The following is a 12,560-nucleotide window of genomic DNA, read 5'->3' as shown; positions in this document are numbered from 1 at the left end:
GGCGGGCGAGCGCTAGCCGCCGCATCCACAGCCTGCCTGCGTAGGCGGCCGCCTTTCACCCGGCACCCGAATTGCACCGGCCGCCGACCGTGCTGCGGCCCGCGTAATGACGCGTGATCGGCGCAATCGGCCCAACCGCGCTGAATGACGCGTAATCCTTCGTAATGGTTTTCCGGCAGACGCCGTCCTACAGTGGTTTCTCCCTGGCCCGCCAGCGTGTGGGATCAGCGGATTCACATATTCCTCAAACCAGATGGAGAACGATATGACTGCTGTAACCGTTAATATTGTGGGTGGAACCCAGGCGCAGAACACGACTGCCGTGACCGTGGGCGCCGTCAGGTGGGGTGCCAACGGCACCGCGAATTTCGGCCAGTCGCAAAACGTGGCGGAAGGAATATGCGACCTTGTCGTCTACAAAACCACCGCCCCCACCCAGATTTCCATCAAGGTGGACGTGTACGGCAATGTCGCGGTGATCAACATCACCGTGAACGACGACACCATTTCGGTGAACTGATCGCCGCATTAGCCGCTCAGCGCCGTTCGGGCTTCAATACCTCCGGCAAGGCCTCCACCTCGCTGAGCTTGTCCACCACCAGGGCAATAAAAGCCGACACCGCCAGCGGCAACTGCCGCCGGCTCGGGTAAAGCACGCTGAGGCCGTGGCTCGTGCGCTGGTACTGCGGCAGCACGGGCACCAGGCGGCCGGCCTGCACGTCCAGCCTGGCCATGGCGGGCGGCAGCAGCGCGATGCCCAGGCCGGCCAGCGTGGCCTTGCGCAGGGCCTGGGCGGTGTTGCCGCTGAAGCGCCCCGCTACCTGCACCTCCTCTTCCACGCCACCGGGGCCCGCCAGGCGCCAGGTCGTGCGGCCGCTGGGGTGGGGCGAGGTCACGCAGTCGTGCGCCAGCAGGTCCTGCAGCGTGGCCGGCGTGCCGCGCGCGGCGATGTAGGCCGGGCTGGCCACCATGCCGTCGCTGCGCGCGCCCAGCAGCTGGCGGCCCACATAACCCGAGTCGCGCATCGGCCCGCCACGGAAGGCCACGTCGATCTGCTCGGCAATCAGGTCGGCGTGGGCGTCGCTGAGCACAAAGTCCAGCCGCACCCGCGGGTGCGCGGCCAGGAATTCGGCCACCCATTCCATGGGGAAAAAATCAAAAAAATCGGCCGTCGCCGCCACCCGCACCAGGCCGCTGAGCTCCTGGCTGCCGCTCGCCAGTTCCTGGCCAGCCTCGGCCAGCCCGTCGACCGCGCCCGCGCAGCGCTCATAAAAAGCCTGGCCCGCGCTGGTCAAGGTGAGCTTGCGCGTGGAGCGCTGCATCAGCCGCGTGCCGAGCCGGCTTTCCAGCTGCTGGACGCGCCGGCTCAGGGTGTTCGCCGGCAGGCCCAGGCGCCGCGCCGCCTCGGCAAAACTGCCGCAGCGCACCACCTGCACAAACATGGCGATGTCGTTGAGGTCCAGCATGGCTTATTCCTTCTTTTAATGGATGGCTGCAATCCGATTCTGCCATCTAGTCAATGAATGAGGGTGGCCCTAATCTTCAGTCCATGGGCCGCCAGGCCTCCCACCTTGCTTTCCAGGAACATCCCATGAGCTCAAACACACCCCGTATCGGCATCATCATCGGCTCCACCCGCGAAGGCCGCTTCGGCGACAAGCCCGCGCAATGGATACACAAGCTGGCCCAGCAGCGCAGCGACCTGACCTTCGAGTTGATAGACCTGCGCGACCACCCCATGCCTTTCTTCGCCGAAGCCATGTCGCCCGCCTGGGCGCCCGTGAAGAACGAAGCCGCGCAGCGCTGGGCCGCCAAACTCGCCACGCTGGACGGCCTGGTCGTCGTCACGCCCGAATACAACCACGGCCCCAGTGCCGTGCTTAAAAACGCGCTGGACTATGCCTACAAGGAATTCATCCGCAAACCCATAGGCTTTGTCGGCTATGGCGGCGTGGGCGCGGCGCGTGCCGTCGAGCAGCTGCGCCTTATCGCCACCGAACTGCAGATGGCGCCCGTGCGCAATGCCGTGCACATCGGCATGGTCGAGTTCATGGGCATCTGGCAGCAGGGCAAAAGCTTTGAAGACTTCCCGCACCTGGCCCAGGCCGCCACCGGCCTGCTCGACGACATGGCCTGGTGGGCGAGGGCGCTCAAGACCGCCAGGGAGGCCGTATGAGCGGCGCCGCTGTTGCAACGGCCGCCCGCGCCATCGTGCATCGCACGCGCGGCAGTGCCCACGGGCCCATCACGCGGCTGGTGAGCCCCGGCGATCTGGGTCAATTCCTGAAACCCTTTGTGTTTCTCGACCTGTTCGGTTTTACGCCATCGGCCGACCACAAGGGCTTTGGTTTCCACCCGCATTCGGGCATCGCCACGCTGACCTATATGGTGGAAGGCCAGGTCGGCTACGAAGACACGACCGGCAAAAAAGGCGTGCTGCCGGCCGGCGGCGTGGAGTGGATGCGCGCCGGCAAGGGCGTCTGGCACACCGGCGCGCCCGTCAGCGATTCATCGGTCCAGGGCTTCCAGCTCTGGGTCGCGCTGCCCGCCGCGCAGGAAACTGCGCCGGCCGAAAGCCTTTACCTTTCGCCCGAACAGCTGCCGCAAGAGGGCCCGGCCCGTGTGCTGCTGGGCCGCTATGGCGCGGCGCAAAGCCTGATTCCCGCGCCGGCCGACATGAACTACCTGGCCGTCAAACTCAAGGACGGCGAGCATTGGCGCTACACACCGCCCGAAGGCCACACCGTGGGCTGGGTCGCGGTCAACCAGGGACGGCTGGATGCGGGCGACGACAGCGGCGGCCCCATAGGCACCGGCGAACTCGCGGTGTTCGAAGAGTCCGGCGAGGCCATCCACTTCAGCGCCCGGGGTGACACGGCTTTTCTGCTGGGCTCGGCCGTCAAGCATCCGCATGAGCTGGTCATGGGGTATTACTCGGTGCACACCAGCCGGGCGGCACTGGCCCAGGGGGAGGCCGAGATCCAGCGGATCGGAGCGCGGCTGCGGCAAGAAGGACGCCTGGGCTAGCCTTTGTCCGGCCCCTGAGCGGAGGTTTTTTTTCCGCCTGAAGGCTCCACCCTGTCCCACAAAGTGGAGCGGGGTGGGATGATGGGGGTTCATCACCCGGGGAAGCCATCTCTTCCCCATCCGGACACTGCAAGTTCAGCCAGGGAGCCGCATCATGATCAGACTGCTCTATATCAGCGACGCCCATGAAGGCATCAACGAAGAGGCCGTGAACGGCGTCCTGAAAAGCGCGGCCAAAAACAACCCGCCCCTGGGCATCACCGGCCTGCTGGTTTTTGGGGGTGGCGTGTTCGCCCAGATCCTGGAAGGCCCGGAGCAGGCGGTGCTGAGGAAGTATGTGCAGATCGCCACCGACATGCGCCACCACAACTGCCGCATCGTCTACATCACGACCACCGAGGAACGCATCTTCAAGAACATCTCCATGGCGGCGCTTGAAGCGCTGCCCATGGAGATGGAGCACATCGCCGAGCTGGACGCCCGCCGGCACGAAACCGTTTCGGCGGATGCGTTCACGGACCTGATGCGTGTGTTTTTTTCAAGGATACAGGCGCTGCCTTGATCCGAGGTGTTCGGGTGCCGGAGTGTCAGATTTAGAACTAATAGGTACGCTTTCCGCCTAATACTCGGGTCAACCCGCAGTAAAAAGACAGCATTTTCAGCCAGGGCGTCCGTATGATGGCCCGAAGTGTGCTTGTGACGTTTGGTTACCAATTCGGGTGACTGCAGCCCAGCTGCCTCAATGTCAAACGCCACTGCTTCGGGAGCCAACCATGCGTTATCTGTCCCTCATTTCCTTTTCACTGGCAGCCGCCTGCCTGTCACCGGCCGTCCGCGCACAAGGCTGCGAGGGAGGGGCCTATATGAACCCCCAGCTCTTCCGCGGTGAAGCCGCCTACCAAAGCGCCGTGGCCGAGCAGGAAATGCATGCCTTTATAGGCCGTGCCGGCCTGCCGCAGGCGCCCCTGTATGCCATCAAGAAAGTGGACGACATCACCGCCTCGGGGCGCACGCCCTATTGCTGGGTCTACACCAACCAGGTCACCGGCCTGATGAGCGGCTACAAGCTCGCGGTGTTCAACAATGAAGTGGTCCAGCCCGCGGTGCTGGCCATCACCGCGGCCGGCAAGGCCGCCACCGACGCGGGCGCCGTGGCGCTGAAAACCCTGCCGCCGGCGGAGCAGAAAGCCGTGCTGGACCAGTTACAGCGCTCCAAATGCTTTGGCACGGCCGCCGGCGTGGAAGCGGCCATCGCCAAAGCCGAGGGCCTGTGCGGCAATGTGGAGGACGTCGCGCCGCAAGCCACCGTCGGCCAGCAGGGCCTGATTGCAAAAGCCGTCTTTGCGTGGGAGGAGCAATCCTGGGCAGGCGTCGTCACCCGGGAGCCCGCCGCCCTGGGCGTCAGCCTCAAGGGCCTGGCCGGGCGCTCCGAAAAGGTGCACCAGGCACGCCTCGTGGTCGTTCCGACCAAGGCCACCAGCGTCGGCTTTGGCCTGTACCTGCACGCCAGCGTGCCGGATGCCGCCGCCAAGAAGGCCGTCGCCGCCTTCCAGGGCCTGACGGCACCGTCCAAGCCGCTCGCCGTCGCCATGGACCTGGGCCCGCAGTTTTCCTTTGTGGCGCCGACGGCGGAGCAACTGGAGAAGATGCGCGCGGCGATCGGGCTGGGCAAGTAGGCCCGGCGGTGCGGTGCATGCGTTTTTTCAAGGATACAGGCGCTGCCTTGATTCAAGGAGTTTTAGCCAAGCAGCCAACGCTCCCCTGGCTTTCACTTTCAAAAAGCACGCACCGCATCGATGGCCATGCGTTGCACGCACCAGTCGGCATAGAGACGCCCCAGAAGTTTCCCGAGCAAGCGTGCCCATCGTCCCGCGGGCCAGTCGTAATCAATCCACACGCGCAACGTTGACGACCCGGCGTCCGGGGTAAGCACAAAACCCATGCGATAGGCGCCAACGACCAGGAGATGCGTTTCGCCAAAGGTTTCCCATGACTTGCGCAGCGGCGGCGCATAGTCGGTCACTTTCTCCGACACCGACAGGGCCATGCCGAGCACCCGTCCTTTCAAGGTGATGACCGAACCGAGCGCTTTTCCCTTGTTGCTGTCGGTCTCAATCTTCATGGTGGCCCCCGCCATCATCAGTGAGGGCTTCTCCATGTGCGCCCCCAGCCGTTGAGGGTCGTCCAGCAATGCGAACACTGCTTCGGGTTTCGCCGCCACACGAACCGTGGCCTCGCGGTGAAATGGAAACTGTGAACTCATTTCAGCACCCCCGAAAGCGTAAAGCGTTGTGGAGAAAAGCAAACATCGCGCGCTACCGCTCAAGCCGCTGAGGCCGACTTGCCGAAGCGCGGAAAGAACCGGGGCGTATGCCTCGCATAGATGTCGAATTCAGCGCCAAACCGGGCGCGCATCTCGGCTTCCTCCGTCACGGCCAGACGCCCGTACATCACCAGCAGGACAGGAAACATCAGCAAGGTCAGCAGGGTAGGCCACTGAATCAGAAAACCCAGCAGGATCAAGACAAAGGCCACGTACTGCGGGTGCCGAATCCGGGCATAAGGCCCGGCGGTCGCCAGGGTGTGTCTGCGCTGTGCGTGGTACAGCACATTCCATGCGCTGGACAGCAGGTACCCAGCGCCTGCGCACTGAGCCACCACGCCCGGGAAGCGAGGATTTAAAGGGTGAGCCGCAGGAAGCGGATAGACACCGGTGGCTCGCGCCAGGTCTGAACTGCCAAGGGTGTGGGCCGATCATCAAGATCGACATGCGCAACGGTTAGCGCAGGCACCCACACAACGAGCGCCGACTGCGAATCAGCGGCATTGTCAAAAGGCTTGACTTTGATGGCGGCTGTTTGTTCCGCAGCGCACACGGTGAGGCAAATCGCCTGGTCGGGGTCGGGTGCGTGCTCGTCTGCCTCGGTGTGCGCAGTCGCTTGAACCTGTTGCACTGACCCGGAATGGCCGTGCGCATCGCTCAGCAAGCAGGCATTGGCAATGCCGGCACCCAAAGCCATCAGCCAAACGAACAGCATCACGCTAGCGGTGTAGCGTGTGTTCCGGCGGCTGAAGAGGGTCTTCATGGGTTGAATGCGGCAGAAATGGCTTTTGCGATACAGGTAATCTAGAGGCTGCGGAGATTTGGATATTGATCTACATCAACATGAACGATCAGGCGCTGGCCTATGCGCAGGCCTGAGCCCACCGCACCCGGCTAAAGCGAGGCCGCAAGCTCCGCATTACGCCCTGTGTTCGCGGCCCGGCCGCCATGCTCCGCAGTCGCATCACGAACCACCAGCACAGGCACGGGCGCCAATCGCAGGATCTGCTCCGCGCCGCTGCCCAGCAGCACGCGCCCCAGGCCGCGCCGGCCGTGGGAGCCGACGACCACGAGGTCGGCGCCCCAGAGTTTGGCGGCCTCGGCCACGACCTCGCCCAGGCGTTTGCCGGGTTCTTCGCACAGGCTCTGGTCGGCCGCCACGCCGGCCGACTGCGCGATGGCCATGGCATCGGACAGCACTTTGGCGCCGCCTTCGCGCAGCATGCCGGCCACGTCGCCGGAGTAAGTGCCATCGGCAGCCATGGCACCCAGTTCATTGATGGCATGCAGCAGCCGCACGCTGGCGCTGGTTTCGCGCGCCATGCGCAAGCCAGCGACCAGCGCCTTGTTGGAGGTCTCGCTGCCGTCCACGGGGATCAGGATTCGTTTGAACATGGTGACTGCCTCGATCTGGAGTTGCGACAAGCACAGTATTGGCGGGTTTGGCGCGGCGATCTTGACCTGCATCAAGCCGCAGCGTGAAAGGGCGTTCCGGCAGCGGATGCATTCAAGCCAGCGCCGCAGTCTCCAGGTAGCAGGGGATTTTGCAGGACCAGTGCAGCTCGCGTTCTATGCGCTGGCGCATGGCGTCCGCCGCGGCCGGCTCACCGTGGGTGATGAAGGCCTGCCTGGGGGCGGACTTGAAGCCGCGCAGCCAGCCCATGATCTCGGCGGCATCCGAATGGGCCGACAAATCGTCCAGCATGGCCACCTCGGCGCGCACCGGCACCTCCTGGCCATGGATGCGCACCGTGGGCGCGCCGCCGGCGATGAGGGCGCCGCGCGTGCCGCCGGGCTGGAAGCCGGCAAACACGATGGTGTTGCGCTTGTCGGGCGCAAAGGCCTTGAGGTGGTGGACCACACGCCCGCCCGTGGCCATGCCGCTGGCGGCAATGATGACCATGGGGCCGTGTTTGGCATTGAGCAGGCGGGACTCTTCCGGTGATTCGACGATGTGGGCCGTGTGGGCCATGGCTTCGCACTCCGCGGAGGTCAGCCGCAGCTCGTCCTTGTGTTTGAGGTAGACCTGCGTGGCCTTGGCCGCCATCGGGCTGTTGAGGTAGACCGGCAGGCTGCGCTGTATGACGCCCTGGGCCTTGAGAACCTGGACGCAGTGCAGCAGGCTTTGCGCACGCCCCACCGCGAAGGCCGGGATCACCACCACGCCGCCGCGCGCCGCCGTGCGCTTGATCACCTGGCCCAGCGCCAGCACGGGGTCGGAGTCCTTGTGCAGCCGGTCGCCGTAAGTGGATTCCACCACCAGGTAGTCGGCGCCCTCCATGGGGGCGGGCGGCTTGAGCACCAGGTCGTTGGGCCGGCCTATGTCGCCGGAGAACAGGATGGAACGCGAGCCGTTGTCCAGCCGCACGAAGGACGAGCCCACCATATGCCCAGAAGGCGTGAGGCTGGCGTTCAGGCCCGGCGCCGGATGCCAGGGTTTGCCGACGGGTACCGGGTGCAGCAGCTTGAGGCAGCGCAGCGCATCCTCGCGCGTGTACAGGGGCAGGGCCGGCGCGTGCTTCGAAAAGCCGTGCCGGTTGGCGTATTCGGCTTCTTCCTCCTGCAGGTGGCCGGCGTCGGGCAGCAGGATGCGGCACAGGTCGGCCGTGCCCGGCGTGCAGAACACCTTGCCCTTGAAACCCTGTCGCGCCAGCAGCGGCAGGTAACCGCTGTGGTCGATATGGGCATGCGTCAGGATCACGGCGTCAATGCCGGCCGGATCCACGGGCAGCGGCGACCAGTTGCGCAGGCGCAGCGGCTTGTAGCCCTGGAACAGGCCGCAATCGACCAGCAAGGTGGATTTGACATGCCGGACCAGGTATTTGGAGCCGGTGACGGTGTCGGTAGCACCGAGGAATTGGATATTCATGCCGCCAGCTTACGCGCGCTGAAAACCGGCGCGCTTGACATAGCGCAGACAGGGCGTATTTGCCGGCGGGTCAAGGCACCAGTACGGCGGCCCCGTTGAGCCGGCCGGCCCGCAGGTCGTCCAGGGCCTCGTTGGCCCGCTCCAGCGAGTAGGTGGTGGTTTCGGCGCGCAGCGGCTGCGCCGCCGTGAAATGCAGGAAACCCGCCGCATCGGCGCGCGTGAGGTTGGCGACCGACACCAGCTGCCGCTCTTCCCAGAGCAATTCGTAGGCAAAGGACGGGATGTCGCTCATGTGAATGCCGCCGCAGACGACGCGCCCGCCCTTGCGCACTGCGCGAAGCGCCAAGGGCACCAGCTCGCCCACCGGCGCGAAGATGATCGCGGCATCCAGGCGTTCGGGCGGCATCTCTTCCGAGGCGCCGGCCCATACCGCACCCAGCGAGCGGGCGAAGTCCTGGGCTTGTGTATCGCCCTGGCGCGTAAACGCATAGACCTTGCGCCCCTGGCGCCGCGCGACCTGTGCGACCAGGTGCGCTGCGGCCCCGAAGCCATAGAGCCCGAGCTTGTCCGCATCGTCGCCCGCCATGCGCAGGGAGCGCCAGCCGATCAGCCCGGCGCACATCATGGGGGCCATATGGACGGGGTCCACCGACTGCGCCAGGGGTATGCAGAAAGCGGCTTCGGCAAGCGTGTGGGTTGCAAAGCCGCCGTCGCGCCCATGACCTGTGAATGTCGCGTGGTCGCAGAGGTTTTCGCGCCCGAGGCGGCAGAAGGAGCAATCCCCGCAAGTATGCGCAAGCCAGGGCAGGCCGACACGGTCGCCGCTGCGCAAGCTGTGCACGCCTTCGCCGAGGGATTCGACGATGCCGATGATCTCGTGGCCGGGCACCAGCGGCAGGCGCGGCAACGGCAACTCGCCGTCCACAATGTGCAGGTCGGTACGGCAGACCGCGCAGGCCTCAATGCGCAGCCGCACTTCGCCGGCCGCCGGCTCGGGAATCGGGCGTTCCTCCAGGCGCAGCGCCTGGCCGGGGGTATGCAGAACCATTGCGCGCATCATGCTCGGCCTTCCGTGGGGGAGGGCGCTTTCGGCGGCATGCCGACGCCCACCTGCATACTTTAGGCGCTTGAACGGGTCGTGCATTGCGCTGTATCAAGCGCGCTGCGAACGAACCCACCGCGCGGAATTTGAGCGGTGCCGCGTTTGATGCAGGTCAACGGCTCGGCGCACCGGCCCCGCAAAATCGCGAGCATCCCAAGGAGAAAAAATGATGCGCCATTACACCGGGTTCGTACCCGCGACGAGCCAGCCATGCGCCCACTGACCGTTCTTGCCACGGCCGCAGCACTCCTGCTGGCCATCCACGCAAGCCAGGCGCAGGATGCGCAGGCCGGGGCCGGCCTCGCGGCCGCCTTCCGTGCGGAAGTGGACCGGCGCCTGGAGGTGCCCGACGCCGAACTGGCGAACTACGGCAGGCTTGCCGAGTCGGCGCTCGCGCAAGCGGGCGTTGTGTTGCAGGGGCCGCAGTACTTCGTGGTGGTGGACCGCCATCCCTACGTCCAGGCCGCTTTCGTGCTGCTGCGCTCGGCTGGCGGCGAGTGGTCGGGCATGGGGGCGGCGCCCGTCTCGACGGGCTTGCCCGGCAGCTTCGACCATTTCGAGACGCCGCTGGGCGTCTTCGCGCACAGCCTGGACAACCCGGATTTCCGCGCCGAAGGCACTTTGAATGCCAACGGCATACGCGGTTACGGGGCAAAGGGCATGCGCGTTTTCGATTTCGGCTGGCAGCGCGTGCCCAAAGGCTGGGGAGACGGCAAGGTGATGGAGATGCGCCTTCAGATGCATGCCACCGACCCGGACGCGTTGGAGCAGCGCCTGGGCAGCGCGCAGTCCAAAGGATGCATCCGCATCCCCGCCACGCTCAACACCTTTCTGGACCGCCACGCCATCCTGGATGCCGACTACCTGCAGTCCGTGCGGGAAGGCCGGCAGCTCTGGGTGCTGCGGCCGGACCGCGAACCTGTTCCCGAGGCCGGGCGCTACCTCGTCGTGCTTGAAACCGCGCGTGACGACCGGCCGCCGTGGAGCCCGCCGCCCTTCCTGCCGCACCGCAAGGCCGCGCCGCTGTCGCACGAATAGGCCCAGGCCCATGCGCGGCCGGAACGTCTTTCCCAAATGTCCGGCCTGCTTGATCTTGCGCAAGCGTATCCAGGGCCGCGGCCGCTAATCTGGCTTGAGACGGCAACACGGCCGGACTAAAAAGGATCAGCTGTGAGAGCCCGTCATTTCAAAACGATTTCCCACAATCTGCGCATTGGCCTGTCGGCGTGGGAATTCTCATCCCCGGTGCCCGGCCGGCGCGGTGTGCGGCCCCACGCCCTGGCCGGCGCCGGTTTGTCGCTGGCCCTGCTGGTCGCCGGTTGTGCCGGGCCAGCCGCCGATGTGGCGACGCCTGTCATGCCTGTGCCCGGCCAGTATCCTGGGACGAACACGCCTTTATCTTCGCTGTCCGCGTCCGTCGGCTGGCGCGAATACTTTCCCGACCCCTCGCTGCAAACCTTGATCGCCCAGGCCTTGCGCGGCAATCGCGACCTGCGCGTGGCCGCGCTGCGTGTCGCCGAGGCCCGCCAGCTCTGGCAGCTGCAGCATGCCGATGCCTTGCCGGCCTTTGCCGCGCAGGCCGGCGGGGATCGCGCGCGTGTGCCGGCGGACCTCAGCCTGAGCGGCCGCCCCATGGTGACCAGCCAGTACCAGGCCGGCGTCGCCGCCAGCTGGGAGCCCGATTTCTGGGGCCGTTTCGGCAGCCAGGATGAAGCCGCGCAGCAGGGCTATCTCGCCAGCGAGGAGGGGCGCGATGCCGTGACGGTGCTGCTGGTCTCGCAGGTGGCGGATGCCTACCTGGGCCTGCGCGAACTCGACGAGCGCATCGCCATCGCCGACCAGACCCTGGCCAGCCGCGCCGAAACGCTGCGCATCTTCAGGCGGCGGGTTGAAGCCGGCGCCACATCGCGCCTGAACCTCACGCAGGCACAGGTGCTGCACGACCAGGCGCAATTGCTGGGCAAGCAGCTGTCCCAGGCGCGGGAGCAGCAGCTCAACGCCCTGGCCCTGCTGGTCGGCGAACCGGTGCCCTGGCTGGCGGCCGCCGGGCCGCTGCCCGACATGGGTTTGCTGCGCGAGCTCGATCCGGGCCTGCCTTCCGGCCTGCTGCTGCGGCGGCCCGACATCATGGCGGCCGAGCACCGTCTGCTGGCGGCCAACGCCAACATCGAAGCGGCCCGGGCGGCGTTTTTCCCGCGCGTGAGCCTGACGGGGTCTTTGGGCACGGCCAGCGCGAGCCTGGACGGCCTCTTCAGCACGGGCAGCCGGGCCTGGACGTTTTCACCGGCCGTCTCGCTGCCCATTTTTGACGGCGGCCGGCTGCGCGCAAACCTGCATGCCAGCGAAGCGCGCCAGGCCATCGCCGTGGCCAACTACGAAAAAGCCATCCAATCGGCCTTTCGCGACGTGGCCGACGCGCTCGCGGCGGGCCGCTGGCTGGCCGGGCAACAGGCCGTGGCCGCCGGCACGCTGGCCGCGCAGGCCGAGCGCGCGCGGCTGTCGCAGCTGCGTTACGACAACGGCGCCGCCGCCTTTCTGGAGGTGCTGGATGCGCAGCGCGACCTGCTGGCCGCGCGCCAGCTGGTGGTGCAACTGCGGCGCGCCTTGCTGTCAAGCCGTATCGGTCTTTATGCCGCGCTGGGCGGCGGCCGGCCGGATCCTTCCGAAACCCTTGCGGGCGCCCCGGCAAACCCCCTTTCCCCTCGCGAAGCAGGACACCCATGACCTTGAAACTCCCCCCCAAACCCTGGCTGGCAGCGGGCGCCGCCGCCGCGCTGGCCGCGGCCGTCGTCATGGCCTACGGCTGGAGCGCGCTGTACCCGGCCGGGCCCGGCGAAGGTTTTGCCAGCGGCAACGGCCGCATCGAGGCCACCGAGATCGACATCGCCACCAAGCTGGGCGGGCGCGTGCAGGACATCCTGGTGGGCGAGGGCGAGTTTGTCTCGCCCGGGCAATTGCTGGCCCACATGCAGGTGCAGACGCTGGACGCGCAGCGCGACGAGGCCCTCGCCCGGCAGCAGCAGGCCGTCAGCGCCGTCGCCAGCGCCGAGGCGCAGGTCGCGGTGCGTGAAAGCGACCGCGAGGCGGCATTGGCCGGCGTGGTGCAGCGCGAGAGCGATCTCGACAGTGCCCAGCGCCGGCTGGCCCGCTCGGAAATACTGACCCGCGAAGGCGCGGCCTCGGACCAGGAACTGGACGACGACCGCGCCCGCGTGCGCGCCGCGCAGGCCACAACCGCC

Annotated in this window: 14 protein-coding genes and 1 pseudogene; 8 read left to right on the top strand and 7 right to left on the bottom strand. The window is 66.6% G+C overall.

Features of this window, described 5'->3' with window-relative positions:
• The first annotated feature begins 265 nt into the window (after positions 1–265).
• On the top strand, positions 266–520 hold the full coding sequence (locus PMI15_RS02370; RefSeq protein ID WP_007863273.1) for a hypothetical protein: 255 nt from the start codon (positions 266–268) through the stop codon (positions 518–520).
• Between the two features lie 16 nt (positions 521–536).
• Here the strand turns inward: PMI15_RS02370 and PMI15_RS02365 are convergent, their stop codons facing one another.
• Positions 537–1,466: a LysR family transcriptional regulator gene (locus PMI15_RS02365; RefSeq protein WP_007863272.1), complete on the bottom strand. Its 930-nt coding sequence runs from the start codon at positions 1,464–1,466 to the stop codon at positions 537–539.
• Positions 1,467–1,591: 125 nt separating this feature from the next.
• On the opposite strand from PMI15_RS02365, the gene PMI15_RS02360 reads away from it, so the two are divergent.
• The 4 genes from PMI15_RS02360 (at position 1,592) to PMI15_RS02345 (ending at position 4,703) form a co-directional block, all read left to right on the top strand.
• Entirely contained in the window at positions 1,592–2,176 is a 585-nt protein-coding gene (locus PMI15_RS02360) for an NADPH-dependent FMN reductase (protein ID WP_007863271.1), read from the top strand.
• Positions 2,173–3,027 carry a pirin family protein gene (locus PMI15_RS02355; RefSeq protein ID WP_007863268.1) on the top strand — a complete coding sequence of 285 codons (855 nt, stop codon included), beginning with the start codon at positions 2,173–2,175 and terminating at the stop codon, positions 3,025–3,027. Before PMI15_RS02360 ends, PMI15_RS02355 begins: the two co-directional genes overlap by 4 nt.
• Positions 3,028–3,181: 154 nt before the next feature.
• Complete coding sequence (locus PMI15_RS23905) at positions 3,182–3,589, top strand: BLUF domain-containing protein (protein ID WP_007863266.1); 408 nt, start codon at positions 3,182–3,184, stop codon at positions 3,587–3,589.
• A gap of 301 nt (positions 3,590–3,890) precedes the next feature.
• On the top strand, positions 3,891–4,703 hold the full coding sequence (locus PMI15_RS02345) for a hypothetical protein (protein ID WP_036837209.1): 813 nt from the start codon (positions 3,891–3,893) through the stop codon (positions 4,701–4,703).
• A 98-nt stretch (positions 4,704–4,801) separates the two neighbouring features.
• Here the strand turns inward: PMI15_RS02345 and PMI15_RS02340 are convergent, their stop codons facing one another.
• The 6 genes and pseudogenes from PMI15_RS02340 to PMI15_RS02315 form a co-directional block, all read right to left on the bottom strand.
• Positions 4,802–5,290, bottom strand: coding sequence for an SRPBCC family protein (locus PMI15_RS02340; protein WP_007863262.1), 489 nt, complete (start codon positions 5,288–5,290; stop codon positions 4,802–4,804).
• Between the two features lie 59 nt (positions 5,291–5,349).
• Positions 5,350–5,661: pseudogene (locus PMI15_RS02335) on the bottom strand (isoprenylcysteine carboxylmethyltransferase family protein); the annotation flags it as partial.
• A gap of 44 nt (positions 5,662–5,705) precedes the next feature.
• On the bottom strand, positions 5,706–6,113 hold the full coding sequence (locus PMI15_RS02330) for a hypothetical protein (RefSeq protein ID WP_007863252.1): 408 nt from the start codon (positions 6,111–6,113) through the stop codon (positions 5,706–5,708).
• Between the two features lie 131 nt (positions 6,114–6,244).
• A complete protein-coding gene (locus PMI15_RS02325) occupies positions 6,245–6,745 on the bottom strand; it encodes a universal stress protein (protein ID WP_007863250.1) in 501 nt (166 codons plus the stop codon).
• A gap of 112 nt (positions 6,746–6,857) precedes the next feature.
• Positions 6,858–8,219 carry an MBL fold metallo-hydrolase RNA specificity domain-containing protein gene (locus PMI15_RS02320; protein WP_007863247.1) on the bottom strand — a complete coding sequence of 454 codons (1,362 nt, stop codon included), beginning with the start codon at positions 8,217–8,219 and terminating at the stop codon, positions 6,858–6,860.
• Positions 8,220–8,289: 70 nt separating this feature from the next.
• Positions 8,290–9,276: a zinc-dependent alcohol dehydrogenase family protein gene (locus tag PMI15_RS02315; RefSeq protein ID WP_036837214.1), complete on the bottom strand. Its 987-nt coding sequence runs from the start codon at positions 9,274–9,276 to the stop codon at positions 8,290–8,292.
• A gap of 255 nt (positions 9,277–9,531) precedes the next feature.
• On the opposite strand from PMI15_RS02315, the gene PMI15_RS02310 reads away from it, so the two are divergent.
• From PMI15_RS02310 to PMI15_RS02300, 3 genes are all read left to right on the top strand, one after another.
• Positions 9,532–10,359, top strand: coding sequence for a L,D-transpeptidase (locus tag PMI15_RS02310; RefSeq protein ID WP_007863243.1), 828 nt, complete (start codon positions 9,532–9,534; stop codon positions 10,357–10,359).
• A 225-nt stretch (positions 10,360–10,584) separates the two neighbouring features.
• Positions 10,585–12,045 carry an efflux transporter outer membrane subunit gene (locus PMI15_RS02305; RefSeq protein ID WP_036837212.1) on the top strand — a complete coding sequence of 487 codons (1,461 nt, stop codon included), beginning with the start codon at positions 10,585–10,587 and terminating at the stop codon, positions 12,043–12,045.
• On the top strand, positions 12,042–12,560 hold a 519-nt coding region (locus tag PMI15_RS02300; protein WP_007863239.1), incomplete at its 3' end, for an HlyD family secretion protein. The genes PMI15_RS02305 and PMI15_RS02300, both read left to right, overlap by 4 nt.

This window comes from Polaromonas sp. CF318 (assembly GCF_000282655.1).
Lineage (GTDB): Bacteria > Pseudomonadota > Gammaproteobacteria > Burkholderiales > Burkholderiaceae_C > Polaromonas.
Note: the sequence above shows the minus strand (reverse complement) of the source record. Positions and strands in the feature narration are given on the sequence as shown.

Coding starts and splice junctions, on each gene's coding strand:
- PMI15_RS02370 (WP_007863273.1), top strand. CDS start 266: ATGACTGCTGTAACCGTTAATATTGTGGGTGGAACCCAGGCGCAGAAC.
- PMI15_RS02365 (WP_007863272.1), bottom strand. CDS start 1,466: ATGCTGGACCTCAACGACATCGCCATGTTTGTGCAGGTGGTGCGCTGC.
- PMI15_RS02360 (WP_007863271.1), top strand. CDS start 1,592: ATGAGCTCAAACACACCCCGTATCGGCATCATCATCGGCTCCACCCGC.
- PMI15_RS02355 (WP_007863268.1), top strand. CDS start 2,173: ATGAGCGGCGCCGCTGTTGCAACGGCCGCCCGCGCCATCGTGCATCGC.
- PMI15_RS23905 (WP_007863266.1), top strand. CDS start 3,182: ATGATCAGACTGCTCTATATCAGCGACGCCCATGAAGGCATCAACGAA.
- PMI15_RS02345 (WP_036837209.1), top strand. CDS start 3,891: ATGAACCCCCAGCTCTTCCGCGGTGAAGCCGCCTACCAAAGCGCCGTG.
- PMI15_RS02340 (WP_007863262.1), bottom strand. CDS start 5,290: ATGAGTTCACAGTTTCCATTTCACCGCGAGGCCACGGTTCGTGTGGCG.
- PMI15_RS02330 (WP_007863252.1), bottom strand. CDS start 6,113: ATGAAGACCCTCTTCAGCCGCCGGAACACACGCTACACCGCTAGCGTG.
- PMI15_RS02325 (WP_007863250.1), bottom strand. CDS start 6,745: ATGTTCAAACGAATCCTGATCCCCGTGGACGGCAGCGAGACCTCCAAC.
- PMI15_RS02320 (WP_007863247.1), bottom strand. CDS start 8,219: ATGAATATCCAATTCCTCGGTGCTACCGACACCGTCACCGGCTCCAAA.
- PMI15_RS02315 (WP_036837214.1), bottom strand. CDS start 9,276: ATGCGCGCAATGGTTCTGCATACCCCCGGCCAGGCGCTGCGCCTGGAG.
- PMI15_RS02310 (WP_007863243.1), top strand. CDS start 9,532: ATGCGCCCACTGACCGTTCTTGCCACGGCCGCAGCACTCCTGCTGGCC.